This is a genomic window from Stenotrophomonas sp. FR012, assembly GCF_047520565.2.
Lineage (GTDB): Bacteria > Pseudomonadota > Gammaproteobacteria > Xanthomonadales > Xanthomonadaceae > Stenotrophomonas > Stenotrophomonas sepilia.
In genome coordinates, this window is sequence record NZ_JAXBQL020000003.1 from 14,211 (window position 1) to 38,913 (window position 24,703).

A 24,703-nucleotide genomic window follows, 5' to 3' on the forward strand; every position below is an offset into this window, starting at 1 on the left:
TACGGATGAGCGGTCTCATTGGATGAGACCGCCCCTGAATTCTTCAGAAAAAGGGGACGGGGGATCCAGTCGCAAGTGCACAAACGACTTAATCCCCTCCGTCCCCTTTTTCGTGGGATCAGAAGCCGTGGGTGATGCTGGGTGCGCCTGCCGAGAAATCGGCGTACGGGTCGTGCTCGCCGCTACTGCCTTCGGACAGGCGGAACTTCAGGGCCAGGCCATCGCGCGAATCGGCCGCGCGCAGCGCTTCCTCCTGCTCGATGGTGCCGGCCTTGGCCAGCCGGAACAGGCACTGGTCGAAGCTCTCCATGCCTTCTTCCAGCGAGGCTTCCATCGCCGCCTTGATCTCGTGCACCTGGCCGCGGCGCAGCAGGTCGCGGATCATCGGCGTGTTGATCAGTACCTCGGTGGCCGGCAGGCGACGGCCCTCCTTGTTCTTCACCAGGCGCTGGCTGATCACCGCACGCAGGTTCAGCGCCAGGTTCATCAGCACGTTCTTGTGCGCGCTCTCCGGGAAGAAGTTGAGGATGCGCTCGATGGTCTGGTCGGCGTTGTTGGAGTGCAGGGTGGCCAGGCACAGGTGGCCGGTCTCGGCGAAGGCGATCGCCGCCTCCATCGTTTCCGCATCCAGGATCTCGCCGATCAGGATCACGTCCGGCGCTTCACGCATCGCGTTCTTCAGCGCGTTGTGGAAGGCGTGGGTGTCCAGGCCGACCTCGCGCTGGTTGACGATCGACATCTTGTGCTTGTGCAGGTACTCGATCGGATCCTCGATGGTGAGGATGTGACCGGTGGTGGTGCTGTTGCGGTGGTCGATCATCGATGCCAGCGAGGTGGACTTGCCGGAACCGGTGGACCCCACCACCAGCACCAGCCCGCGCGGGGTCATGATGACGTCCTTCAGCACCTGCGGCAGGTTCAGCTCCTCGATGCTCGGGATGCGGCTGCGGATGGCGCGGATGACCATGCCGACCTCGCCCCGCTGCTTGAACACGTTGACGCGGAAGCGCCCGGCATCGGGCAGGGCGATGGCCATGTTGAGCTCCAGCTCGCGCTCGAACTGCGGCACCTGGCCCTCGTCCATCAGCGAGTAGGCGATCTTCTTGACCATGCCCGGCGGCAGGCCGGTGTTGCCCAGCGGATAGAGCTTCCCTTCGATCTTGATGTAGACCGGTGCCCCGGTGGTCAGAAACATGTCCGAAGCGTTCTTTTCGGTCATCAGCTTCAGGAAGTAGCCGATATCCATTGCGAATTTTCCCCAACGAAACGGCCGACGCCCGTTGCCAGCACGGTGTCGGCTTGACGACAATGGCCGTGAACCGACAACCGGTACGGCCTCCCCAATGAAACGACTTAGCTTCGCACGAATGCGCCATGGCCTGTATGTGATGGCGTTTGCATTCGCACTGTCTGCCCCCGCCTGGGCGCAGGACGCTGCCCTGGAACTGGCGCAGGCCCGGCAGGCGGTCGACAAGGCCACCCAGGCCGATGCCGACCAGTACGCCCCGGACCTGATCGGGCTGGCCCGGCAGGGGCTGGAGCAGGCCCAGCGCGCCGCCGGCGACCGCCGCGAGCGCAAGAACGCCCCGGCGATGGCCCTGCGCGCCGCCGCCGATGCCGACCTGGCCCGCGTCCGCAGTGAGGAAGCCACCGTCACCGCGCAGCTGCAGCTGCGCCGCAACGAGGTCAACCAGCTGCAGCGCCAGCTGTCGACCGGGGAGGACCGCCGGTGAAGCCGATGACCGCCGCAACCCTGGCCGCGCTGCTGGCGCTGCCAACCCTGGCCACGGCCGCCGACAACCCGATGGTGGCGCAGCTGAGCCAGCGCCTGATGGCCATCCAGGCCAACCCCGATACCGCTGAGCTGGGCGCCTTCGAGCGCATGCAGGCGCAGCAGGCCATCGCCACCCTGGACAAGGCCAAGCGCCGCGACCAGGAGCTGGCCACGTACCTGGCCGAGCGACGGGTGGAGATTGCCGAGACCGCCGTGCGCACCGCGCTGGCCGCGCGCGAGGTCGACCGCCTGGAGCGTACCCGCAGCGACCTGCTGATCGAGGCCAGCCGCCGCGATGCCGCCCGTGCCCGCCAGGAAGCCGAGCAGCTGCGCATGCAGGCACAGATGCAGGCCGAGGAGGCCGAACGCCTGCGCCAGGCGGCCGAGGCCGAGACCCTGGCCCGCCAGGACGCCGAGAATGCCCTGACCAGCGTGGCCGGCAAGCAGCAGCAGCGTCTGAGCGCTGCCCAGCAGAACGCTGCCAGGCTGGCCCGGGAGGAAGCCGAGCTGGTGTCCGGGCAGAAGCTGCCCGGTTCGAAGTTCGACGCTCGCGGTGAGGTCTTCACCTTCGGGGGTGACGCGTTCGCCGCAGGCGCCTCCAGCCTGTCGGGTGGCGCCCGCAACCAGGCCAAGGCCCTGGCCGAGTACCTGAACATCGGCAAGAAGGGGCGCCTGCGCATCGAGGCCTACGACAGCGCCAACGGCGTGGGCCAGAAGCGTGCCGAAGCGCTGCGCGACGCCCTGGTCGCGGGTGGTGTCGCCAGCAACCGGATCCAGGTCAGCGGCAAGAAGGCTGCGTCCACCCGGGCGCGCTCGGCCGAGGTCATCATCGCGCCGTAATGCATTGATATTGTTTGTTTTTCGTTGCGATGAGCATTCAGCCTGAACCCCGCCCCGGCGGGGTTCGGTCTTTTTGACGCAGGGGTCTTGTACCCCGCCTTGAGCAGGCGTAGGGTCAATCGTCCGGGACGCAATGCCGCGGACCGGACGATGGGAGGGCCGGGCCGATGCAAGCAGGGCGCGAACCGCAGCAGATCGACGTGCGCAGGCCAGTGCCGCAGGTCGTTGCAGGCGTCCAGGTGGCCATCGGCCGGCACTCCTCCATGAACAACGCCCCGTGCCTTGCGGCCGGGGCGTTCGTGTATCTGTCGAAGGAGGTCCATCATGTTTGAAGATCAGCCCCAGAGCGAGATCGACGCACGTCGCGCGCGTGATCCGGAGTTCAGGGCACTCCATGACCAGCACCGCAAGTTGAACAAGAAGTGCATGGACGCGGAGCTGGGTGTACTCCCGATCGATGATGTCACCCTGGGTCGCATGAAGCGCGAGAAGCTGCTGGCCAAGCAACGACTTCTGCGAATGTACGAAACACCGCTCCCAACGACGTCCCCCACGCTTTGACGCACCCCGTCACGCCCGGAACGGCGTGACCCGGCCATCGATGGCCCGGCCGGGCGCTCCTGCCCCGGCATCGCGGCACCGCCGATGAGGCGGCCGCGCCAAGGCACCACAGGCGGTGGTGCCTTGGCCTGCAGGCACAACTCACCGATGCGGGCGGTACCGGTCTCCTCGTCGACCCGGGGCCGTCCGCATCCCTCTACGGGACGGCGGGCGGCATGCCCGCGCCGACCTGACATTCAGCGTCATCCGTCGGATAATCATCGGTCCGGCCCTGCGTGGCGCGAATCGAAAGTCCTCCGAATGCCCATCCATTCTTCCGTCCTCGAACTCATCGGCCAGACCCCGATCGTCAAGGCCCAGCGCCTGGACACCGGCGTCTGCGAGCTTTACCTGAAGCTCGAGAGCGCCAACCCGGGCGGTTCGATCAAGGATCGCATCGGCCTGTCGATGATCGAGGCAGCGGAGCAGCGGGGTGACCTGAAGCCGGGGGCGACCCTGGTCGAGGGTACCGCTGGCAATACCGGCCTGGGCCTGGCACTGGTGGCCCAGCAGAAGGGCTACAAGCTGATCCTGGTTGTTCCCGACAAGATGAGCCGGGAAAAGATCTTCAACCTGAAGGCGATGGGCGCCGAAGTGCGCCTGACCCGTTCGGACGTCGCCAAGGGCCACCCGGAGTACTACCAGGATCTGGCTAAGACCATCGCCGAGCAGACCCCGGGCGCCTACTTCATCAACCAGTTCGGCAACCCGGACAACCCGGCCGCGCATGAGTTCGGCACCGGCCCGGAAATCCTGGAGCAGATGGGCGGTGACCTCGACGCCATCGTGTTCGGCTGCGGCAGCTCCGGCACCATGACCGGCCTGTCGCGTGCGTTCGCCAGGCTGTCGCCCAAGACCGAGCTGGTGCTGGCCGATCCGGTCGGCTCGATCCTGGCCGAGTACATCAACGACGGCGTGCTCAACGACAAGTCGGGCAGCTGGCTGGTGGAGGGCATCGGCGAGGACTTCCTGCCCTCGATCTCCGACTTCAGCCGCGTCAAGAAGGCCTATGCCATCAGCGACGCCGAGAGCTTCCACACCGCGCGCGAGCTGCTGGGCAAGGAAGGCATCCTCGGCGGTTCGTCCACCGGCACCCTGCTGGCCGCGGCACTGAAGTACTGCAAGGAGCAGACCACGCCGAAGAAGGTGCTGGTGCTGGTCTGCGATACCGGCAACAAGTACCTGTCGAAGATGTACAACGACTACTGGATGCTGGACAACGGCTTCCTGGAGCGCCCGCAGCACGGTGACCTGCGCGACCTGATCCTGCGTCCGTACGGCCAGCGCGACACGGTGGTGATCGGCCCGAACGACCTGTTGACCACCGCCTACCAGCGTATGAAGCTGTATGACGTGTCGCAGCTGCCGGTGATGGACGGTGACCAGCTGGTCGGCATCGTCGATGAAAGCGACGTGCTGCTGCATGTCTATGGTGACGAAGCGCGCTTCCGCGACACCGTGGCCACCGCGATGGTCAGCAAGCTGGACCGGCTGGACGTGAAGTCGCCGATCGAGGCCCTGCTGCCGGTGTTCGACCGCGGGCAGGTGGCGATCATAATGGACGGTGACGCCTTCCTCGGCCTGATCACCCGCATCGACCTGCTGAACTATCTGCGCCGTCGCGTGCAGTAAACCGCTGATCGCTGCCGTTCACCGCTGAATTCCGGTTTATTCGCGTCAAAGCTCGTTAAGGCTGCGCTGATAGACTCCCGATCCTTTGACGGCGCCGCACGTCGGCGCCATTCAGGAAACGACATGTCCAACTCCTCTTCGCCCGACCGCGCGCTGGCCCTGGCCACGCTGGCCATCCATGGCGGCCAGTCGCCCGATCCCAGCACCGGCGCGGTGATGCCGCCGATCTACGCCACCTCGACCTATGCCCAGTCCAGCCCGGGCGAGCATCAGGGCTTTGAGTACTCGCGTACCCACAACCCGACGCGCTTTGCCTATGAGCGCTGCGTGGCCTCGCTGGAAGGCGGCACCCGTGGCTTCGCCTTCGCCTCGGGCATGGCGGCCAGCTCGACGGTGATCGAGCTGCTGGACGCCGGCAGCCACGTGGTGGCGATGGACGACATCTACGGTGGCAGCTTCCGCCTGTTCGAGCGCGTGCGCCGCCGCACCGCCGGGCTGGATTTCAGCTTCGTCGACCTGACCGATCTGGCGGCCTTTGAAGCCTCGATCACGCCGAAGACGAAGATGGTCTGGATTGAAACCCCGACCAACCCGATGCTGAAGATCGTGGACATCGCCGCGGTCGCTGCCATCGCCAAGCGCCATGGCCTGATCGTGGTGGTGGACAACACCTTCGCCTCGCCGATGCTGCAGCGCCCGCTGCTGCTGGGCGCCGATCTTGTGCTGCACTCGGCCACCAAATACCTCAATGGCCACTCGGACATGGTCGGTGGCATGGTCGTGGTCGGCGACAACGCGCCGCTGGCCGAGCAGATGGCGTTCCTGCAGAACTCGGTGGGTGGCGTGCAGGGCCCGTTCGACAGCTTCCTGGCCCTGCGCGGCCTGAAGACCCTGCCGCTGCGCATGAAGGCGCATTGTGCCAACGCGCTGGCGCTGGCCAAATGGCTGGAAACTCATCCCGAGGTGGACAAGGTGATCTATCCGGGCCTGCCGTCGCATCCGCAGCATGATCTTGCCCGCAAGCAGATGGCCGGCTACGGCGGCATTGTCTCGATCGTGCTGAAGGGTGGTTTCGAGGCCGCCAAGCGTTTCTGCGAGAAGACCGAACTGTTCACCCTGGCCGAGTCGCTGGGCGGTGTGGAAAGCCTGGTCAACCATCCGGCGGTGATGACGCATGCCTCGATCCCGGTGGCGCGTCGGGAGCAGCTGGGGATCAGCGATGCGCTGGTGCGGCTGAGCGTGGGTGTGGAAGAGTTGGGGGATCTGCAGGTGGATCTGGAGAGGGCGCTGGAGGGTGTGGTTGTATGAGCAACATCCACGCCGAACTTGGCAGCTCGCCGAGCGCGCTTGTACGCAGTCTGGTTTCCAACCGCATGTTGATTTGGCAGCTGACTCAGCGTGAGGTCATCAGCCGGTATCGAGGTTCTGTGTTCGGACTGGCATGGTCCTTTTTTAATCCGCTGTTGATGCTGGCGGTCTACACTTTCGTGTTCTCGGTAGTATTCAAGGCGCGCTGGGGACTGGAGACCAGCAACCATGGCGACTTTGCCGTCATCCTGTTCGTCGGCATCATTGTGCATGGCGTGTTCGCAGAATGTGTCAACCGAGCGCCGGGGCTGATACTCAACAGTGCGAGCTATGTGAAGCGTGTCGTATTCCCGTTGGAAACCCTGCCATGGGTCGCAATGGGTGCCACACTGTTCCATTCGATGGTGTCGGTGGTTGTCTTGCTCATTGCCCACTTGATCTTGCGCGGGTCGATTCCGGTGACTGCACTGTGGCTGCCGGTGGTGATCCTTCCGCTGGTCGTTGGCACCATGGGCGTGTCTTGGTTGCTGGCTGCGCTGGGTGTCTATCTGCGTGATATTGGCCAGGTTACTGGCATCGTCACCACCGTGATGCTCTTCATGGCACCGGTGCTTTATCCGGTGGAGGCGCTGCCGGAGAAGCTGCGGCCATATATTTATCTCAACCCGCTCACATTCATCATTGAACAGGCGCGCGAAGTCTTGCTGTGGGGGCATGCCCCGGACTTTGCTGGCCTAGGCAAGTACGCAGTGGGAGCCGCGCTTGTCGCGTGGTTTGGCTACGCGATGTTCCAGAAAATGCGCCGGGGGTTTGCCGATGTCCTCTGATCCGTCCAGCGACGTTGCCATCCGGGTCACTGGCGTCACCAAGTGTTTCCAGATTTACGACCAACCCCATCAGCGGCTCAAGCAGGCTGTCCTGCCGCGCTTGCGCCGCGCCGTGGGGATGGCGCCTCGCCGTTATTACGACGAATTCTGGGCATTGAAGGGTGTCGATTTCGAAGTCAAGAGGGGCGACACGGTCGGCATCATCGGCCGCAATGGCTCCGGCAAGTCGACGCTGCTGCAGATCATATGCGGCACACTGCAGGCGACGTCAGGAACGGTCGAGGTGAATGGGCGCGTTGCGGCTCTCTTGGAGCTCGGCGCAGGATTCAACCCTGAGTTCAGCGGGCGAGAGAACGTTTACCTGAGTGCGTCGATCCTGGGCCTAACGCGCACGCAGATCGATGCTCGTTTTGATGACATCATTGCATTCGCGGATATCGGCAACTTTGTCGATAGGCCGGTGAAGACCTACTCCAGCGGCATGTACGTGCGGCTCGCGTTCGCGGTCATTGCTCACGTCGATGCCGACATACTGGTCATCGACGAAGCATTGGCCGTGGGTGATGCGATCTTCGTGCAGAAGTGCATGCGCTTCCTTCGCAAGTTCCGCGAAACAGGCACATTGCTGTTCGTTAGCCATGACACGTCTTCGGTGCTCAACTTCTGTCAGAGCGCTGTGTGGCTTAACCGTGGTGACATGGTCATGCACGGTACGGCCGAAGACACTTGCAATGCTTACATCGAGTACTGCTCCCAAGAGGTATATGGCGATACGGTGAAGCTGACCTCGCGCCAAGCATCGCGCGATAAGTCACCCGCCAAGTCGCGGTCCAAGGCGCAGGTGGAGCAGGACACGCGACTGGAGATGTTCGATAACGTCGCAAATTCGGCTGGCTGGCATTCCGGTGTCGCCAGCATCGATTCGGTGCTGCTCAGTGATGCGCATGGGGAAACACTCACCTCGTTCGCAGGTGGCGAGGATGTCCTGTTGCGTGTGCGCGCCACTGCGCACCAGGCGCTGTCCAGCCCGTTGATCGGCTTCTTTGTGAAGGACCGTTTGGGTCAGTCGTTGTTCGGCGAGCACACCTTCACCTATATTCAGCCACCGATGCAGGTCGAGGCCGGGACGACACTTGAGGCAAGTTTCCGCTTCACGTTGCCGATGCTGCCCAATGGCGATTACTCCATGACTGTTTCCATTGCCGACGGTGATCCGTTTGCCAATACCCAGCACGCGTGGCTGCATGACGCCGTGCTGATCAAGGTCGCCTCGCCCAAGCTGCGATATGGCTTGGTGGGCATCCCCTTCGATGAGGTGACCATGAAGCGTGTAGGGGGGGCGGAATGAACCATGGTTTCATTCCACCGCTGACCACCGACGATCCGCGCGTCAGCATCGGTCGCTTCACCTACGGCGGCGCCACCTTTAAACTGTGGAGCGCCGGCGAGCGTGTCGAGGTTGGGGCGTTCTGTTCATTCGCCGAAGACGTACTGATCTTCGGCGGTGGCGAGCACCGTGTGGATTGGGTTACCACCCATCCGTTACGCATCGCGTTCAATTCGCCGGGTGCGGGTCAGGACGGCCATCCGCACAGCAAGGGCGTGACCCGTATCGGCAACGATGTGTGGATCGGCCACGGCGCGTTGATTCTCTCCGGAGTGACCGTGGGCCATGGCGCCTGTATCGGAGCCGGTGCCGTGGTCAGCAAGGACGTCCCACCCTACGCCATCATCGCGGGGAATCCTGGTCGTGTCGTGCGCATGCGCTTCAGCGAGTTGCAGATTGAGCGGTTGCTGCAGATTGCGTGGTGGAACTGGCCTGTGGAACGGATCAAGCAGTTCGAATCACTGCTTTGCAGCCCCAACATCGATGCATTCATTACGGCCGCGCTGGCCGACCCGGACGCTGCGGCGTCGCTCACGTGATAGAGACTGAAATGATCGATTTCCAGTTGTCCCCGAACATGCTGATGATGCCCCGCAAGCTTCCTCACAGCGCGTGGCTTGGGCACATTCCGTTCGCCAGCTGGTTGGTGGAGACGGTGCGACCAAAGAGCATCGTGGAGCTCGGTACGCACAACGGCGCGTCGTTTCTAGCCTTCTGCCAAGCGGTAGAAACCCAGCACGTCAGTGCGCGTGTTTTCGCGGTGGATACTTGGGAAGGCGACGAGCATGCTGGTTTCTACGGCGACGAGGTCTATGCCGAACTCCGCGATTATCAGCAACGCCATTACGCCGGAATTTCCGAGATGATGCGCATGCGCTTTGACCAAGCGCTGGAGTACTTCGCGGAAGGATCGGTCGACATCCTGCATGTGGACGGCCTCCATACCTACGAAGCTGTACGCGAAGACTTCGAAACGTGGCGCAGCAAACTGTCGCGACGCGCAGTGGTGCTGTTCCACGACAGCTGCGTGCGCGAGCGCGGGTTTGGCGTGTGGCAATACTGGAGCGAGATCTGTTCGCAGTTTCCGTCGTTCGAATTCACCCACACTCATGGTCTGGGTGTGCTGCTGGTAGGTGAGGAGCAGCCACAAGAGCTACTGCGGCTTGCTGAGGCAGCGCGTAATGGCCAGTTCGCAACGATCAACCAATTCTTCGATGCGCTAGGCCGCAACATCAAGAATGTGGAAGAGATCGAACGGGTGAACCAAGGCTTGGCAGCTGCCCACGGCGAAATTGGGCGACTCAACAATGAGGTCGCCCGACTCAATGGCGAGGAAGCTCGTCTGCGCGCATTGCTGGATAAAAACAGCGATGTCACCGAGGAACACTATGCCGTGGTCGAGTCGCAGTTGCCAGCCTTGGCACAGGGCTTGTCAATGCTGGAGCGGCGTGTCATTGAGGGAATGAACGAAACGCGTCAAGCGCTAGACGACTCCCGTGAGCTCTCTGTAGCCAATGTCGTGGCGTCTGTGATTCCCCGCCTTGACGAACAGGACCGAAAGCTGACTCTCCTCGCGCGCCCATGGTGGCGCCGTATGCTCGGCCGCTGATTCAAAAGGAATCTGTAAGGCAACTACATGTCCATCGACAAGACCCTTCTCAAGCGCGGTCTCAAGCGCGTGGCAGCAAAAGCGCTGTCCATCAATTGGTTCGCAGTCTTTCCTGATCGCCTGAAGCTGCTGGTCGCCCGTCGGGCAGGGGTCTGTGACTGGCATTGGTACGCGCGCTTCATCCTCCGATCGCCGGGGTCAGTTTCCGAAGGGGCTAGCCACTTCCTGTCCTATGGCAATGCTGAGGGAAAGTCACCAAGCCCGCTGTTTGACCCAGTTTGGTACTCGGCGCGTTTCGGACTCAAGGCGTCCCCGCTCGACGCGCTGATGCAGTACGTGTGCATCGGCGACCGCCTCGGCTTGGCGCCTAGCCCGTGGTTCGACCCTCGCTACTGCCGGCGGACCGCGCCATCCTCCTGTGGTCTGCGGCCGGTGCTCGGCCAATATCTGATCGATTACCGCGTATCTGGACTGCCACATCCGTTGTTCGACCAAGAGTGGTATCTCAACCACTACCCGGATGTGCGCGACAGTGGCACCAACCCGTTGTTGCATTTTCTCTACGACGGCATCCCGGAGGGACGACTGCCCAATCCGTACTTCGCGCCGGGATGGTACCTGGAAACCTATCCGGACGTGGCAGGGATTGATCCATTCGCGCATTTCTTTGCGCATGGTGCGGCGGAAGGGCGCAGCCCAGGGCCCGAATTCAACGCGCGACAGTACCTGGATCGGAATCCGGACGTTGCACTGTCCGGCATGAATGCGCTAGCGCACTATCTGGCGGTGGGACGCCGTGATGGTCGCGAGCTGGGCAAACGTCCCTTCTCGCTGGCCGATCTTCTCCCTCCTGCGGAGTCTGCAGGCACATCGGGTCAGGCCGGCGTGGTCGACATTGTGCTGCCGGTCTACCGCGGTCTGGAAGAGACGCGAAACTGCATTGATTCGGTGCTGCGCTCCAAGAACCGCAACCGTTCCCGCCTGCATATCTACAACGACTGCTCGCCTGAGCCGGAAGTGACCGCCTATCTGCGTGAGCTGGCCATTAGCGAACCGTCAGTGCGCCTAGTTGAGAATCCGCATAACCTGGGATTCGTGCTAACCGTAAATGCGGGCATGGGATATGCCCTGCAGCAACCCGACAGCATCGGTGCCCTGTTGCTCAATAGTGACACGATCGTGACCGGTGACTGGATCGACCGGATGGTTGCCCATCTGGGGGCGAATGTTGGCTCGGTCACGGCGCTTTCCAACAATGCCACGATCTGCAGCTATCCCCAGTTGGGTGCTAACGCGCTGCCGGAGGGGATCAATGCGTCGGCGCTGGATCGCCTGACCCGGCATATCAATGCAGGTGTGGCCGTTGATGTTCCAACCGGCGTCGGCTTCTGCATGCTGATCTCACGCGCCGCGCTGGAAAAGGCCGGCCTGTTCGATGCTGAGGCCTTCGGCAAGGGCTACGGCGAGGAGAACGACTTCTGCATGCGCTCAGGGCGTCTCGGCTTCCGCCATTGCTTGGCCATGGACGTGTTCGTTGAACACGTGGGTGAAGTGAGCTTCGCCGACGACAGCAAGCCCGGCAAGATCATCGCGCAGAAGATCATCGACGAGCGTTACCCAGACTACGGTTCGCAGGTTGCCCGATTCTGTTCAATGGATCCGGGCTTCTCGGCGCGCGTGCGGCTGACCCTGGAAGTCTGGAAGGCGAGGGCACGTCCGGTTTCGGTGCTGTTGACCCACACCTGGGGCGGAGGCACTGAGCGTGCCGTGCAGGCTATGTGTGCCTCGCTGGCTGAGACCGGCGAAGTGGTGATCGTACGACCGATGGAGGATAACAACGGGGCGGGGTTGGTCAACGTCAGCCATGCGTCAGACTTTGATGGCTTCGAGTTCCAATTCCGCTACCGCGCTCCTCATGAGCTGGCGGTGATGCTGCAAGCCCTGGGCACCAGTGGTCTCCAGATCCACCATCTGGTCGGATTTGGCCCGTCGGTGCGTCGCGCGGTGGCACTGACCGGGCTGCCCTACAGCTTCCACGTGCATGACAACTATGCAATCTGCCCGCAGATCACTCTCACCGATGCTGCCGGCAACTACTGTGGCGAACCCAGTGAGAATGCCTGTGATAGCTGCATAGCCGAGCGGCCTTCTCACGGCGCGTCGGATATCCGTAACTGGCGGGCCAACAATCAGTGGCCTCTGCTGGGCGCGCAGGCTGTGTTCGCACCGAGCTGTGACGCGGCCCAACGTATGCAGCGCTACACCGGTATTCCAGTCCAGGCCGTGTACCACGAGTCCCGCATCGACGCGAACCCGGGACAGCTTGGACGGGGCAAGAGGCCGTATCGAGTACTGCTCCTGGGGGTGATGGCCGCGCACAAGGGTCTAAACCAGCTACTTGCCATTGCCGAGGAGTCTCGACGTGTTCGTGCACCGCTGGCGTTCCATCTGATCGGATACCCGCAGGCCGACATTCCCAAAAGTCCGGGATTCAGCTGGAGCGGGCCTTACGCGGAGCAGGACCTGGACGACCTAATTCAGGCTCACAATCCCGACGCGTTCCTGTTCCTTTCCCAGGCGCCGGAAACCTATTCCTACACTTTGTCGCACGCTTTGCGCGATGGCCGGCCGATTGCTGCCAACCGCCTTGGTGCATTCACCGAGCGGCTGGAAGGCGTTCCCAATTCGTTGATGCTGTCCCATGATGCAGTTGCGGCGGACGCGGTGCAGGCTCTGGTGACGTGGCTGGAAGGTCTGTACGAGAAGGAAACCTCATGAACCAGCGATATGGCACGGAGCCGCGCTACTCGCTGCGCTCCCAGTACGCCCGGCGAATTGCTGTGATCCCCGAACGCTACGGCTTGGTGATGTCGCCGTGCGCAAGCATACGCCTGCACGCGTTCACCGAGCACTTCCCAGCTGATGTTCGCTATCTGATTCCGGAAGAACTCGATGCGTTCGCTCCTCACGTTGTGCTGTGGAATCGAGGCGCAGTAGCTGATGAGGCGGGTTTTGCCAGTTTGGCGGCAGCCCGGCACCGCGGCGCGCGGCTGCTGTACGATCTTGACGACAATCTGTTGGCTATGGACGAACATCCGGAGCGTAACGCGTATGCAGGCATCATCGATGCCGTGCGCCGTTCTATTGCCTTGGCAGACGTCACTTGGTGTTCCACCGCTCGCTTGGCCGAAGTTGTTGAAGCGGAGGGCGGTATCGCGGTTTGCATGCCAAATGCGCTGGACGACGTTCTCTGGCAGGCGGCGGATCCTAGCCCGGTAAGTATAGCGCGCGATGCCGAGCTGCGATTGCTGTACATGGGGACGCGCACTCATGACGAAGATTTCCGACTGCTGGATGAAGCGCTGCAGCTGATCTGGGCGAGAAAGCCGCGCACGTTCTCGCTCACCTTGGTCGGAGTGAATGCTGAGGCTTCGCAGTCCCGCCCGTGGTTGTACGCTGAGAGCCCTCCGCCTCATGTCGGTGCGTCTTATCCTGCATTCGTCCATTGGTTCTCAAGGTTGCGCGGTTTCCATCTCGGTCTGGCGCCTCTGCTGGACACGCGCTTCAACCGATGCAAGAGCTCCATTAAGGTGCTCGACTATGCGTCCGCTGGCATGGTCACGCTGGCATCCAATGTCCCCGCCTACCGCGATGACGCGATGAACGACCGTATCCTGGTGGACAATAAGCCTGAGGAATGGGCGAAGCGTATCGCGGCGATCATTGATGGGGCGCTGCCTTTGGGTGAGATTGCGACTCATGCTCGACAGCGCGTAGGCAGGAGTGTTTTTCAAGCGGCGGTGGCGCGCCGCTGGGAAAGCTGCGTACAGAGTCCAGGTGACTGACTGCAAGTTGTTCGCTGCGTTGATGCCGGGATGGCGATGTAGAACGATTGTGGTCAATCGGTAGAAGATGGGCGCCGTGGCTTACGAAGCCGCGGCGCCCTTTTATTCTGCCCGCTCGCGTGCGAGCAGCTTGCCAGAGGTTCCCCGCGGACCGAGTTACATGACCGCTGGCCGTGCCTGCCTAAGCAAGCCTCCGTTGCTGATGCGCCGCGCAGGATCATGGTTTGGTTGGGAAGTTCCGTGCCTCACAAATGCTGACTCATCAGGTGCGCGAGATTTACCTTAATCAGCCAAGCGATCGATTGTGCTTGATGAGGCTGCTCCAAACTTCATTTTCCTTCCGAAGTGTGCCGTTACCTTCTTCAGATCAGCGGGCTCCATGTTGACGTCCGCAACTGCACGAGGAAAGCGCTCACCCTCTGCCTCTCCTTGATCGCCTCTGCACTCGCGCTTGTTCAGGCACCCGGCAGCGCAGGGCGATGGAGTCGTTCTTACGTGTTAGCGGTCATGCTCGACCTCGGCGGGCTTCGATTCGATCATTACGCCCCAGCCCTGAGGATTGAGTGGGATTGTGTGGGAGCCAGGAGCTTCCAGCTCCCTCGCGTGGCTCCGCCAATCAAAGTCAACGAACGCGGGGCGACGTAGGAACTGTGGGTTGCCTACTGCTACCAGGCACAGTAGCGCGGTTGTTGCAACGGTGGCATTCAATCGACTTCGGCGACTGAGCCCGGTCATCGACAACCATACTGCCCACCACAGTACAACCTTGATTAGGTAGAAGTAACGGTCAGCAAGCATGAAATGATATAGGGGAGAAAAGTCCCTCAGCCTCACTGGTGCGAATACTTCAGCTCCTGCAAAGGCGGCGAATCCAAGCACAATCAAGCGGGAGCGACCTTCAATCTTCTTTGAAAGGATCAATGTCCCAAATATCAAGGAAAAGAGAATGATCCAAGCTGTGGCAGTTAGGAAAGTACCACCGAATGCGTGAATGGGCACCAGCTCGCCAAAGGTGATCTTGAGCAGAGTAAATAGACCGTAATGACCCTCGGCTTTGATAGGCGGATCTGTCATCACTACGGCGGCTTGAATGATCGCACCCACACACAGTGCTGCCAGCGCAGTCCAATCCCGCGTTGTGGCGAACTCTCCCAACGCACCATTGAAAGGATCCACCTTGATCCGTAGCGACAGGAGGGACGCCGCCAACATGCCTGCGATGATCAAGGCCAAGACGATGGAGAATGGGCCGGTAAGCGAGATCACCAGGACCGCCAACGGGCGCAACCAGTTCATCCAGCCGCGCTCCGATTGATATGGGGTCAGGCAAACGGCGGCGAGGGCAAATTGGAGAAACCACTGGGCGTTGGTGATCGTGCCCAGGATCTCACCACTGGTGGGGACGGCGAGAAATGAAAGCGCGACAATCCACACAGGCACAACGAGCTTCATCCGCCGGCAGGTGACAACAATGGCGGCTGTCGTCAAAAGGATTGCGGATGCGTTGTAGATCAGAGGTGCTTTTGCGGCCGGAGCCCATGACGCGATCCACGCAACCAGCCGCGGTACAAAGTGCAAATATCCGGCGTAGGGAGTAAAGAACTGAGGAATCGACTGTCCGAACTGTTCCTTGAAGAACACAGTAGCGTCTTCTGCCCAGAACTGCGGATTGCTCAGCGCATCATTGCTCTTGTACGCCATTGCGAACAGGATGATCAGGAAGAAGACGATCCGGTCTCCTGTGATCCAGCTGCTCTTGTTCGCTGTTGCGTTGGTTGGGGTGGTCATTGTAGGGGTTTTCCGTAATCCGGTACTGGCCCGCCGACAGGCGCAGGGGTTGCAGACGGGGGCGTACTATCTGTTCGAGAATGAAAGGTACTTGTGCCCGAAGTAGCTCGTAACTACGGGAACCGCGACGCCGATGGCATGTGCAATCGTTTCTGCGTGTTGTTCGACACCCAGGCCGGGCAGAGCCCAGCGTGCAAGTACAAGGCTCACCAATACAGTCTGGATCACCGCCAGTCCGTTGATAGCAACGAACCAGGCTGCTTGGTGATGGAGAGCTTTGCTGGCTGACTTGAACACCAACGCACGGTTGAGCACAAATGCAGTTGCCATTCCAAGGCAGTAGGCGATGAAGATTGATGGTACATAGTTGAGTACCGTGCCGAGTGCAATCCGTGATCCAAAATTGACGGCGGCTGCAAGGCCGCCAACCAACAGAAACATGGTGAATTGTCGAGTGAGCATGTAATCAAGCTCTATGCCTGGGAGGCTGCGACAGCAGCCAGCTTCGCGCCTACGTCGATGCTCTCATTGATCGAGCGATCTTCCGGATAGTAGTACGCCGTATCGGCCATGAAGAATCCCTGCAGTGGCGTCTTCATCGGCGGCAACATTTCCTGGAACCCCGGCGGGCAGATGGTCTGCGCGTACTCGTAACGGTGGCAATGGGTGGCCTTGATCCATTCCGGCCTGAACGCAGGATTGATCATCGGCAGGTAGCTGATGACCTCATCGATGAGTTGCTGGTTGCTCCATTGCCACTTCGGATGGGTCTTGGGCATGTAGTACGGCGCATACACGATGTGCTCACCAGTACCACTACCAGGATTGAGGTTGCTGTACTCGATCAGGCCGGGAATGGTGATTCGATCATCGCTGATGTTCATCCAGAAATTCTCGCTGACCGGGTGCGAAAGCTTCAGGATCACGCAGGCTACGGGAATGTTCTTGATGGCGCCGACCTGGTCGGCAAATGCCTTCGGCAGGCCCGGAACCATGCCGGGCACGTACTGGATGGGCGCGGTGGAAACCACGGTTTCATAGGGATGATGACCGTCGGGCGTGCGGATGCCGGTGACCTTGCCCTCGACAGAGGTGACTTCCTGGATCGGCTGGGAAAGCAGGATGCGCCCGCCGAGGCGAACGACTTCCTTGGCCATCCTGTCGAGCAGCACAGCCGAGCCGCCTTGCAGGTAACCCATGCTCTCGTTGAACAGATTGCGACGCGATAGCGCCACGCGCTTGATGCGTGTGCCGATCCAGGATGCCGACAGATCATTCTGGTACTCGAAGAACTTCAGCGCGAATGCCTTTTCCCACATCACCTTGTAGGCGTTCGGGCCGATCCAGCGGGTGATCCAGTCGCGCGCGTTCGCCTTGTCCAGAGCCGTCCAATCCTGGATGCCCTTGGTGTGCATCACGTGCAGGGCGTAGCGCACCTTGTCGATCAGGCCCAGATGCGGGAAGCCTAGCAGGGCGAACGGCGTGCCCCACTTGTGGAGCTTGCCCTGGTAGTAATAGCCCATCTTCGTATCCGTCCAATGCAGACGATCGGACAGCTGCATCTCGTCCAACAGCTTGAACAGCGGATAGTCGGTCTTGCAGATGAAGTGGTAGTAGCGTTCGATGCGCAGGCCGTCGAAATCGAAGTCGGCCGACATGCCGCCGATACGGTCATCACGCTCGTACACATCAACCTGGTGACCTTTCTTCAGCAGCTCAAGGGCTGCCATCAAGCCCATCGGGCCACTACCAATGATGGCGAAAGTGCTCATTCGAATTGGGTTCCGTCTGTTCTGTTTGTTCAGCGCTGCAGCACGATGTGGCTGTAGCGCGGGTCGGTATAGCTTTCGCGGATTGCTTCCTCAAACGGCGTCTGCTTTACCCCAAAGACTGCTTCGGTATCGACGCCCTTGAAGTCGTCGCCGGCACTGAGTGCCTTCAACTGGTCGGCGGTGAAGGGCGGCTTGCTGCTAAACAGACTGTAGACCTTCAGAAGGAAACCGAAGAAGCTGATCGGGATGTGCACGATCACCGTGCGCAGCTTCTTGACCCGCTTGATGGTGCGGATGATGTCCACGTAATCCACGCGGGTATCGCCCACGATGTCGAACACCTCGCCATACGGTTCGGTCTCGATGCACTTGGCGATGCAGCGGCAGAAGTCGCGTTCGTACAGCGGTTGACGCATGAACTTGCCGTCGCCAGGAATGGGGAACACGGGGGTGCGTGCCATGAAGCGCGACAACCAGCCCAGGTGCTTGGGATCGAACCACCCGAACATCAGGGTAGGGCGAAGCACACAATGGCGCTGGCCGCTGGCCACTACCATTTGTTCCTGTTCGCGCTTGGTGTCGGTGTAGTCATCCTTGGCCACCGAATTCACTACCGAGGAACTGATGTGCACCATGTACGGCACGGCCGCGTTCTGGGTGGCCTTCAGCACATGACTGGTAGCGGTGATGTTGTTGCGCACGAACAGGTCGGTGGTCTTGCCAGTGATCTGTGCATGCAACTGCACCACGCAGGCCGCGCCGTTGAACTCGGCAGCCCAGTCACCCGGCTCGGCCAGGTCTGCGTGCAGTACCCGCACCTCCGGATGCAGGTCCTGCAGAATTCGCAGATTGTGCGCGTGCTTGTCGATGGCTACCAGCTGGGTATAACCCTGCTGCTTCAGCTCGACGATCAGGTTCTGACCGACCAGGCCGGCGGCGCCGGTAATGACGATCTTGGCGTGCTTGTCGGTCATGTCAGAGCTTGATCCTGCGGAAGACGAATTCGGGAATGTTCTTGATGATCATCATGATTGCCCACCAGAAGCCCGGCAGGTAGGCCACGGCCCTGCGCTTGCCAATAGCCTTGAGGATGCCCGCCGCCACCTTGTCCGGCGTGGCCCACAGCGCCCCCTTCTTGAAGGCGGCCGTCATCGGCGTATCGACGAAACCCGGCTTGATCACCAGCACGTTGACGCCGGCCGGGCGCAGGCGCTGGCCCAGGCCGCTCAGGTAGGCGGTGACCGCTGCCTTGGCGCTACCGTACAGATAGTTGCTGGCGCGGCCACGGTCACCGGCCACGGAGGAGATGACCGCCAGGCTGGCCCCGGACTGCAGGCGCTGCGCTAGCGCGGCGGAAAGCGCGATGGTCGAGGTGCCGTTGGTGGCGAATTCCTGCAGCGACAGCTCGACCGAGGCATCACAGGCGGCCTGGTCGGGCAGGGTGCCGTGGGCGATGAGTACGGTGTCGATGCCTCCCAGCGTGCTCCAGGCGGTGTCGAGCAGCGCGCCGTGGGCGGCCACGTCGTTGACTTCGAGCACGCCGTACTCTGCGCGCTGCGCACCGCGCACCCGCAGATCGGCGGCGATGGTGTCCAGCTTGTCGGCACTGCGGCCCGCCAGGTAGAGCGCGGCGCCACGTGACGCGTACAGGCGGGCAACCGATTCGGCGATGGCGGAGGTCGCGCCGATAATCAGGATCTTCTGCATGCTTACTCCATCACCCGGCGCCAGAAGCCGGATGAGAATCGTGGGTCGATGAAGCGGGAGAATGCTTCCCAGGCCGGATAGGCCTGGCGGAACAGGGTGCCGGACATGCGCGCGTCCTTGGCCGCGTACACCGCACCGCCGGCCTCGCTGACGATGCGATCGAGCCGGTCGAGCATCTTCAGCAGCTCGGGACCGTCGTTGGGGAAGTCCAGCGCGAGGGTAGTGCCCGGGCGGGGGAACGACAGCAGCCCCGGCGAGGGACGTGCGCCAAATTCCTTCAGCACGGCCAGAAACGAACCGCGCCCGCTGCGGGCGATCTCGGCCAGCAGGGCCGCGGTCGCGTCGCGGGCAGTCTCTGGAGGCAGCACGCACTGGTGCTGCAGGAAGCCGCGCGGGCCGTACATGCGGTTCCAGTGGTTGATGCCATCCAGTGGGTAGAAGTAGCTCTGGTAATGCGACAGGTGGCGCGCACGCCGCGCCAGCTGGCGCCAGTAGTAGAGCGTATTGAACGGACGCAGGGTCAGCCGGTTGACCAGCGATACCGGCGGCACCACCGGCATGCTGCGACGAGGCGCGGAACTGGGGGTTGCCGCTTGTGCATTGCCCGGCGCGTGGTCGCCGCGCAGGAAGTGGCCACGGCCCAGGTGCCTGCCACTGGCCAGGCAGTCGATCCAGGCCACGGTGTACTCGAAATCGTTGGCCGAAGCGCGCGAAAGCGCGAAGAACTCGTCCAGATTGTCGAAGCGGATCGATTCGGTTTCGATCCACGGTCCCGGCACGCGTCGCAGCTGCAACTCGGCCCAGGTGATGAAGCCGGTCAGGCCCAGGCCGCCCACGGTGGCTTCAAACAGCCCACTGGAATCGCCAGGCGCCAGTTCGCGCCGCACGCCATCGCTGCGCAGCAGTTCCAGGCGGCGTACGTGGTGCCCGAACGTGCCTGCGCGATGGTGGTTCTTGCCGTGTACATCATTGCCGATCGCACCGCCCACCGTGGCATAACGAGTGCCCGGGGTGACCGCCAGAAACCAGCCGCGCGGCAGGGCGATATCCAGGATATCGGCCAGGGTAACCCCGCCTTCGCAGCGCACGACGCCGGTGGCTGGGTCGAAGTCGATGAAGCGGTCCAAAGCGCGGCTGGTCAGCAGTGTGGCACCAGGATTTAGGCAGCTGTCGCCATAGCTCCGGCCATTGCCATGGGGCAGCACCGTGCCGCCCTCGGGCGGCAGCAGCAGCGGCGCACTGCGGTCGAGCACGGGAACAATCCGTTGCTGCACACGCGGGTAGCGGCCCCAGGATTGGCCGGGCACTGCGCTCATATGGCAATCAGTACGATCAGCACGCACAGGCCGATGACGATCTGGCTGCCGCGATCTAGTGCGGCGAACACGATCGGGTCGTCATGCATGTCGCCACGGTGCGAGACGATCCACATGCGGCTGATCCAATACAGCAGGATCGGGCACAGCAGCCACAGCAGTTTGGGATTGCTGTAGAGCTCAAGGCTCTCGGGGCTATTGATGTACAGCGCGAACACGAGCACGCCGATATAGCCGGCCGCCGCCCCCAGTGACTGCACCAGCGGCAGGTCGGTCACCGAGTAACCGCGGCCGATGGCCACGTCCTTGCCGTTGGCCAGGGCAGATGCCAGTTCCGTGTAGCGCTTGAGCATGGCTAGGCTGAGGAACACGAACATCGAGAACGCCAGCAGCCAGAACGACAGTTCCGAGCCGATCGCCACGGCACCGCCAATGATGCGCACCGTGTACAGGGCTGCCAGCATTACTACGTCGATCATCACCACGCGCTTTAGCTTGAGCGAGTAGCTCAGGGTCATCACGTAGTAGCAGAGCAGTACCGCGGCAAATGTCGGGCTGCAGGCCAGCGCCAGCGCAAAGCCGGCTAGGGTGATCAACGGCGCCACCAGCAGGCCGTGCAGCAGCGGCAGTGTGCCTGCTGCGAAGGGCCGTTTGCGCTTACGCGGATGCATGCGATCTGGGGTCAGGTCGAGCAGGTCATTGAGTAGATATACGCCTGATGCGCACAGACCGAAGGCCAGGAAGGCCGTGCCTGCATCGACGATCGAGGTGAGATCGAAGAAGCGGTGGGCAGTCAGTAGCGGCACCAGCACCAGTAGGTTCTTCAGCCACTGGTAGACGCGCAGCGCCTTGATCCAGGTGATCAGACCGCCGTTCTGCGAGGGCAGGTGGGCGAGCACTTCGGTCTGCTTGGCCGCGGCCTTGGCCAGCCCGGCCCCGTTGTTGACCACGATCGCACCGCCGGCATGGGCCCAGACCTTCAGATCGACCGTACCGTTTCCCATGTAATCGAAGCCTCGTTCGCCAAAGCGCGCTGCCAGTGCCTGGCCCTTGTTGTTGCCGGACAGATTGGTGTGGCCGTCGCTGGCCATCACCTCTTCAAACAGCCCGAGATGGTCTGCAATGGGCTGTACCAGCAGCCGATCGGAGGCCGTGCACAGTACGCGCGGGCGCTGGGTGGTCGTACGCAGGATCTCCAGGACCCGCTCGTCATAGGGCAGGGTCTCGGCGGGCAGGTGCACGCGCGAGGCCAGCTGGCGCTTTACGTAGGCCTTGCCCCGCAGCAGCCAGAACGGCACCAGGAAGATGTACAGGGGGTTGTGGGCCAGCAGGGCCAGCAGCGATTCGTACAGGATGTCCGAGCGGAGCAGGGTGCCATCCAGGTCGACGCACAGGGCACGTGATGAGGTCACAGCGAACGTGCCTTTTCGGAGAATGCGGCGTAAAACTGCATGTACTTCCTTTCCCACACGGTTAAATTCACCCTGAATGATAAGGGAACCGGCTGTGACGCGCAGCCATCCACCTTTTGATCGTCACGGCCGGGCTTTCAGCTCCAGAAACGCCATTGCAATCATTCCCACGGCCACCGCCAGCCACAGGCTGACCAAGCGGATGCCGATGGCTACAGTCAGCGCGGTATCGACCGAAACGCCGCTGGCACCGAGCATGACCACGATCGCCGCTTCGGTGGTGCCCACGCCGCCGGGGACGAAGGACAGGGCACCGACCAGCATGGCCAGCGGGTAGATGCCCACCGCCAACGGCCACGGCAGGGTAATGCCAAGCGCCTGGCACAGCAGGGCGAAAGCAGCGGCGGTCAACAACCATGCGGCAGCGCCCTGCAGGCTGGCGGGCAGCAGCAGGCGTACGCGCAACAGCGGGCCAAGCGCGCCTGCGCCGCTGACCAGGAAGTGGCCCAGCCGCCGCACCGGCGATCCCGGCAGGTGCTCGATGATGCGATGCGCGGTGCGCGCCAGCGGCGGCCAGCAGCCCAGCAGGGCCAAGGCCAGCACTACACCCAGAATGATCGCCACCAGTACGCCGAACGCCGGGATCAGGTGGGCCGCGCCGATCGCCAGCGCGGTGATCACCAACAGATCCAGGGCGCGCTCGAAGATGAATGTTGCCAGGGTGGCGCCCGCCGGTACGCCCTGCCAGCCGAAGTAGCGGATGCGCAGCAATTCGCCCGCCTTGCCGGGCGAGGCGGTAAAGGCAAAGCCGGCCAGGTAGGCCAGTGCGCCCCGGCCCCAACTGTGCGGGCGCAACCCTTGTGCGGCGAGCGCAGCGCGCCAGCGCTGGTAGCGGAACACATAGCTGGTCAGCACCAGGCCGCTGCATAGCAGCAGCGTGTTGGCCTGCGCGGCCAGCTGCGAAACGATGTTGCGGTCGCGGTCGATGTACCAGAGAACCGCCAGATAGGCCGCCGCCGTGGCGGCGACCCACAGGCCTGCGCGGCCCCGGCGAGCCGGCTTTACCGGCGCCGGGGACGTGCAGCCGGACATTACAGCGCAGCTTCCAGCTCCGGCAGGATCGCAAACAGATCCCCCACCAACCCAATATCGGCAATCTCAAAGATCGGCGAATCCGGATCCTTGTTGATCGCGACGATCGTGCCGGCGTCCTTGATGCCGGTCAGATGCTGGATCGCACCGCTGATACCCACGGCCACGTACAGCTCCGGGGCGATGATCTTGCCCGTCTGGCCCACCTGCAGGTCGCTGGGCACGTAGCCGGCATCGACCGCGGCGCGCGAGGCACCAACGGCGGCACCGAGCTTGTCGGCCAGCTGGAAGATCACCTTGAAGTTCTCTTCCGAACCGACGCCACGGCCACCGGAGACCACGCGCTTGGCGCTCTGCAGGTCCGGGCGGTCGCTGGCACCCGCGGCGAGGCCGACGAAGCGGGTGTGAGTCGGCAGGGCAGCGTCGACGCTGGCCGCTTCGATGGCGGCGCTACCGCCCTGGGCGGCTTCCGGCCACGACGCGGCACGCACGGTGGCGACCACGATCTGGTCGGCCGGGGCTTCCACGGTGATGATCGCGTTGCCGGCATAGATCGGGCGCTTGAAGGTGTGGCTGCCTTCGACGGTCATCAGGTCGGAGACCTGGTTGACGCCCAGCAGGGCAGCCACGCACGGCATCAGGTCCTTGCCGAAGGTGGTCGACGGGCCGAACACGTGGGTGTAGCCCTTGGCCAGCTGCGCGATCTGCGGCGCCAGCACCTGCGCGATGGCCTGCGCGTTGGCAGCGTTGGCAACGGTCAGGACCTTGGCGACGCCGGTGATCTTCGCGGCCTCGGCGGCGACGGCGGCCGGATCGGCGGCCAGCACCAGCACGTCGATGCTGGCCCCGCCGATGGCGGCAGCAGCGCTGACGGTCTTGGCGGTGGCGCCGTTGAGCTTGCCGTCGTGGTGCTCGGCGATGACGAGAATCTTGCTCATTACAGCAGCCCCTTCTGCTTGAGTGCGGCCACCAGTTCGGCCGCGTCCTTGACCATCACACCCTTGCTGCGCTTGGACGGTGCGGCGTACTGGGTGGTCTTGAAGGTGTCGGCGGCTTCAACGCCGAGGTCGGTCAGCTGCAGGGTCTCCAGCGGCTTGGCCTTGGCCTTCATGATGTCCGGCAGCTTGATGAAGCGCGGCTCGTTCAGGCGCAGGTCGGTGGTGACCACCGCCGGCAGATCGACTTCCAGCGTTTCCAGGCCGGCGTCGACTTCGCGGGTCACCGTGGCCTTGCCGTCGGCAATGTCCAGCTTGCTGGCGAAGGTCGCCTGCGGGCGGCCCCACAGCGTGGCCAGCATCTGGCCGGTCTGGTTGGCGTCGTCGTCGATGGCCTGCTTGCCGAGGATCACCAGGTCCGGCTGTTCCTTCTCGATCAGCTTGAGCAGGGTCCGTGCGGCGGTCAGCGGCTGGATGGCCTGGTCGGTGACCACATGGATGGCGCGGTTGGCGCCCATGGCCAGGCCGTTGCGCAGGTGCGCCTGGGCATCGGCCGGAGCAATGGTGGCGACCACGACTTCGCTGGCGATGCCCTTGTCGCGCAGGCGCAGCGCTTCTTCCAGGGCGATTTCATCGAAGGGGTTGGGGGACAGCTTGACGCCGTCGGTGACCACGCCGGAACCGTCCGGCTTGACCTGAATGCGGACGTTATAGTCCACCACGCGCTTGTACGCGACGAGGATTTTCATCTGGTACGGGGTCCTTCAATAACGGGGAGAACGTCCGGTCCTGCAACAGCAACCGGTTCGGGGGTGGGATCCCGATTCTAGCTGGCTTGGGACGACCATGCGAATGCGTA

At 62.6% G+C, this 24,703-nt stretch carries 22 protein-coding genes; 11 read left to right on the top strand and 11 right to left on the bottom strand.

Translation table 11 applies throughout. The features are described from left to right. Positions 1 to 118: 118 nt before the first annotated feature. Positions 119 to 1,246 (bottom strand): PilT/PilU family type 4a pilus ATPase, encoded by a 1,128-nt coding sequence (locus ACM0O9_RS06330; protein WP_049416904.1) that lies wholly within the window; start codon positions 1,244 to 1,246, stop codon positions 119 to 121. Positions 1,247 to 1,367: 121 nt separating this feature from the next. On the opposite strand from ACM0O9_RS06330, the gene ACM0O9_RS06335 reads away from it, so the two are divergent. The 11 genes from ACM0O9_RS06335 (at position 1,368) to ACM0O9_RS06385 (ending at position 13,822) form a co-directional block, all read left to right on the top strand. After that, positions 1,368 to 1,733 (top strand): DUF4398 domain-containing protein, encoded by a 366-nt coding sequence (locus ACM0O9_RS06335; protein ID WP_005415160.1) that lies wholly within the window; start codon positions 1,368 to 1,370, stop codon positions 1,731 to 1,733. Continuing rightward, on the top strand, positions 1,730 to 2,614 hold the full coding sequence (locus ACM0O9_RS06340; protein WP_080375071.1) for an OmpA family protein: 885 nt from the start codon (positions 1,730 to 1,732) through the stop codon (positions 2,612 to 2,614). Before ACM0O9_RS06335 ends, ACM0O9_RS06340 begins: the two co-directional genes overlap by 4 nt. Positions 2,615 to 2,938: 324 nt before the next feature. After that, entirely contained in the window at positions 2,939 to 3,175 is a 237-nt protein-coding gene (locus tag ACM0O9_RS06345; RefSeq protein WP_005407964.1) for an HP1242/YdcH family protein, read from the top strand. A 300-nt stretch (positions 3,176 to 3,475) separates the two neighbouring features. Beyond that, on the top strand, positions 3,476 to 4,846 hold the full coding sequence (locus ACM0O9_RS06350; RefSeq protein WP_253136791.1) for a pyridoxal-phosphate dependent enzyme: 1,371 nt from the start codon (positions 3,476 to 3,478) through the stop codon (positions 4,844 to 4,846). A 123-nt stretch (positions 4,847 to 4,969) separates the two neighbouring features. Next, positions 4,970 to 6,154, top strand: a complete 1,185-nt coding sequence (locus tag ACM0O9_RS06355) for a cystathionine gamma-synthase (protein ID WP_235649867.1) — start codon at positions 4,970 to 4,972, stop codon at positions 6,152 to 6,154. Further along, on the top strand, positions 6,151 to 6,981 hold the full coding sequence (locus ACM0O9_RS06360) for an ABC transporter permease (protein WP_235649866.1): 831 nt from the start codon (positions 6,151 to 6,153) through the stop codon (positions 6,979 to 6,981). Before ACM0O9_RS06355 ends, ACM0O9_RS06360 begins: the two co-directional genes overlap by 4 nt. Beyond that, positions 6,971 to 8,329, top strand: a complete 1,359-nt coding sequence (locus ACM0O9_RS06365; RefSeq protein WP_235649865.1) for an ABC transporter ATP-binding protein — start codon at positions 6,971 to 6,973, stop codon at positions 8,327 to 8,329. Before ACM0O9_RS06360 ends, ACM0O9_RS06365 begins: the two co-directional genes overlap by 11 nt. Then, the gene (locus tag ACM0O9_RS06370; protein WP_235649864.1) at positions 8,326 to 8,907 is read left to right on the top strand and encodes a CatB-related O-acetyltransferase; all 582 of its coding nucleotides are present in this window, start codon (positions 8,326 to 8,328) and stop codon (positions 8,905 to 8,907) included. The genes ACM0O9_RS06365 and ACM0O9_RS06370 overlap by 4 nt, the downstream gene beginning before the upstream one ends. Positions 8,908 to 8,918: 11 nt before the next feature. After that, a complete protein-coding gene (locus tag ACM0O9_RS06375) occupies positions 8,919 to 9,977 on the top strand; it encodes a class I SAM-dependent methyltransferase (protein ID WP_235649863.1) in 1,059 nt (352 codons plus the stop codon). A 27-nt stretch (positions 9,978 to 10,004) separates the two neighbouring features. Then, complete coding sequence (locus tag ACM0O9_RS06380; RefSeq protein ID WP_235649862.1) at positions 10,005 to 12,755, top strand: glycosyltransferase family 2 protein; 2,751 nt, start codon at positions 10,005 to 10,007, stop codon at positions 12,753 to 12,755. Further along, complete coding sequence (locus ACM0O9_RS06385; protein ID WP_235649861.1) at positions 12,752 to 13,822, top strand: glycosyltransferase family protein; 1,071 nt, start codon at positions 12,752 to 12,754, stop codon at positions 13,820 to 13,822. Before ACM0O9_RS06380 ends, ACM0O9_RS06385 begins: the two co-directional genes overlap by 4 nt. 498 nt (positions 13,823 to 14,320) lie before the next feature. Here ACM0O9_RS06385 and ACM0O9_RS06390 read toward each other — a convergent pair whose 3' ends face one another. The 10 genes from ACM0O9_RS06390 to ACM0O9_RS06435 all read right to left on the bottom strand — a co-directional run bounded on the left by ACM0O9_RS06390 (position 14,321) and on the right by ACM0O9_RS06435 (position 24,593). After that, on the bottom strand, positions 14,321 to 15,610 hold the full coding sequence (locus ACM0O9_RS06390) for a hypothetical protein (RefSeq protein WP_262220092.1): 1,290 nt from the start codon (positions 15,608 to 15,610) through the stop codon (positions 14,321 to 14,323). 66 nt (positions 15,611 to 15,676) lie between these two features. Beyond that, positions 15,677 to 16,072, bottom strand: a complete 396-nt coding sequence (locus tag ACM0O9_RS06395; RefSeq protein ID WP_235649859.1) for a GtrA family protein — start codon at positions 16,070 to 16,072, stop codon at positions 15,677 to 15,679. 11 nt (positions 16,073 to 16,083) lie between these two features. Continuing rightward, complete coding sequence (locus ACM0O9_RS06400; protein ID WP_235649858.1) at positions 16,084 to 17,382, bottom strand: NAD(P)/FAD-dependent oxidoreductase; 1,299 nt, start codon at positions 17,380 to 17,382, stop codon at positions 16,084 to 16,086. 29 nt (positions 17,383 to 17,411) lie between these two features. Next, the gene (locus tag ACM0O9_RS06405) at positions 17,412 to 18,356 is read right to left on the bottom strand and encodes an NAD-dependent epimerase/dehydratase family protein (protein WP_235649857.1); all 945 of its coding nucleotides are present in this window, start codon (positions 18,354 to 18,356) and stop codon (positions 17,412 to 17,414) included. Between the two features lies 1 nt (position 18,357). After that, a complete protein-coding gene (locus tag ACM0O9_RS06410; protein ID WP_235649856.1) occupies positions 18,358 to 19,089 on the bottom strand; it encodes an SDR family oxidoreductase in 732 nt (243 codons plus the stop codon). A 2-nt stretch (positions 19,090 to 19,091) separates the two neighbouring features. Continuing rightward, complete coding sequence (locus ACM0O9_RS06415) at positions 19,092 to 20,405, bottom strand: FAD-binding oxidoreductase (RefSeq protein ID WP_414604101.1); 1,314 nt, start codon at positions 20,403 to 20,405, stop codon at positions 19,092 to 19,094. After that, complete coding sequence (locus ACM0O9_RS06420) at positions 20,402 to 21,799, bottom strand: UbiA family prenyltransferase (protein ID WP_235649874.1); 1,398 nt, start codon at positions 21,797 to 21,799, stop codon at positions 20,402 to 20,404. Before ACM0O9_RS06420 ends, ACM0O9_RS06415 begins: the two co-directional genes overlap by 4 nt. A 141-nt stretch (positions 21,800 to 21,940) precedes the next feature. After that, entirely contained in the window at positions 21,941 to 22,909 is a 969-nt protein-coding gene (locus ACM0O9_RS06425; RefSeq protein ID WP_235649854.1) for a lysylphosphatidylglycerol synthase transmembrane domain-containing protein, read from the bottom strand. After that, a complete protein-coding gene (locus ACM0O9_RS06430) occupies positions 22,909 to 23,847 on the bottom strand; it encodes an electron transfer flavoprotein subunit alpha/FixB family protein (RefSeq protein WP_414604102.1) in 939 nt (312 codons plus the stop codon). The genes ACM0O9_RS06425 and ACM0O9_RS06430 overlap by 1 nt, the downstream gene beginning before the upstream one ends. Next, positions 23,847 to 24,593 (bottom strand): electron transfer flavoprotein subunit beta/FixA family protein, encoded by a 747-nt coding sequence (locus ACM0O9_RS06435; RefSeq protein ID WP_095378665.1) that lies wholly within the window; start codon positions 24,591 to 24,593, stop codon positions 23,847 to 23,849. Before ACM0O9_RS06435 ends, ACM0O9_RS06430 begins: the two co-directional genes overlap by 1 nt. Positions 24,594 to 24,703 lie beyond the last annotated feature (110 nt).

Excerpts from the sequence above, each read along its gene's own strand:
- ACM0O9_RS06365 (WP_235649865.1), top strand. The coding sequence starts at position 6,971 with ATGTCCTCTGATCCGTCCAGCGACGTTGCCATCCGGGTCACTGGCGTC.
- ACM0O9_RS06350 (WP_253136791.1), top strand. The coding sequence starts at position 3,476 with ATGCCCATCCATTCTTCCGTCCTCGAACTCATCGGCCAGACCCCGATC.
- ACM0O9_RS06335 (WP_005415160.1), top strand. The coding sequence starts at position 1,368 with ATGCGCCATGGCCTGTATGTGATGGCGTTTGCATTCGCACTGTCTGCC.
- ACM0O9_RS06390 (WP_262220092.1), bottom strand. The coding sequence starts at position 15,610 with ATGACCACCCCAACCAACGCAACAGCGAACAAGAGCAGCTGGATCACA.
- ACM0O9_RS06435 (WP_095378665.1), bottom strand. The coding sequence starts at position 24,593 with ATGAAAATCCTCGTCGCGTACAAGCGCGTGGTGGACTATAACGTCCGC.
- ACM0O9_RS06425 (WP_235649854.1), bottom strand. The coding sequence starts at position 22,909 with ATGTCCGGCTGCACGTCCCCGGCGCCGGTAAAGCCGGCTCGCCGGGGC.
- ACM0O9_RS06405 (WP_235649857.1), bottom strand. The coding sequence starts at position 18,356 with ATGACCGACAAGCACGCCAAGATCGTCATTACCGGCGCCGCCGGCCTG.
- ACM0O9_RS06345 (WP_005407964.1), top strand. The coding sequence starts at position 2,939 with ATGTTTGAAGATCAGCCCCAGAGCGAGATCGACGCACGTCGCGCGCGT.
- ACM0O9_RS06355 (WP_235649867.1), top strand. The coding sequence starts at position 4,970 with ATGTCCAACTCCTCTTCGCCCGACCGCGCGCTGGCCCTGGCCACGCTG.
- ACM0O9_RS06400 (WP_235649858.1), bottom strand. The coding sequence starts at position 17,382 with ATGAGCACTTTCGCCATCATTGGTAGTGGCCCGATGGGCTTGATGGCA.
- ACM0O9_RS06330 (WP_049416904.1), bottom strand. The coding sequence starts at position 1,246 with ATGGATATCGGCTACTTCCTGAAGCTGATGACCGAAAAGAACGCTTCG.
- ACM0O9_RS06395 (WP_235649859.1), bottom strand. The coding sequence starts at position 16,072 with ATGCTCACTCGACAATTCACCATGTTTCTGTTGGTTGGCGGCCTTGCA.
- ACM0O9_RS06430 (WP_414604102.1), bottom strand. The coding sequence starts at position 23,847 with ATGAGCAAGATTCTCGTCATCGCCGAGCACCACGACGGCAAGCTCAAC.
- ACM0O9_RS06370 (WP_235649864.1), top strand. The coding sequence starts at position 8,326 with ATGAACCATGGTTTCATTCCACCGCTGACCACCGACGATCCGCGCGTC.
- ACM0O9_RS06375 (WP_235649863.1), top strand. The coding sequence starts at position 8,919 with ATGATCGATTTCCAGTTGTCCCCGAACATGCTGATGATGCCCCGCAAG.
- ACM0O9_RS06410 (WP_235649856.1), bottom strand. The coding sequence starts at position 19,089 with ATGCAGAAGATCCTGATTATCGGCGCGACCTCCGCCATCGCCGAATCG.
- ACM0O9_RS06385 (WP_235649861.1), top strand. The coding sequence starts at position 12,752 with ATGAACCAGCGATATGGCACGGAGCCGCGCTACTCGCTGCGCTCCCAG.
- ACM0O9_RS06360 (WP_235649866.1), top strand. The coding sequence starts at position 6,151 with ATGAGCAACATCCACGCCGAACTTGGCAGCTCGCCGAGCGCGCTTGTA.
- ACM0O9_RS06415 (WP_414604101.1), bottom strand. The coding sequence starts at position 20,405 with ATGAGCGCAGTGCCCGGCCAATCCTGGGGCCGCTACCCGCGTGTGCAG.
- ACM0O9_RS06380 (WP_235649862.1), top strand. The coding sequence starts at position 10,005 with ATGTCCATCGACAAGACCCTTCTCAAGCGCGGTCTCAAGCGCGTGGCA.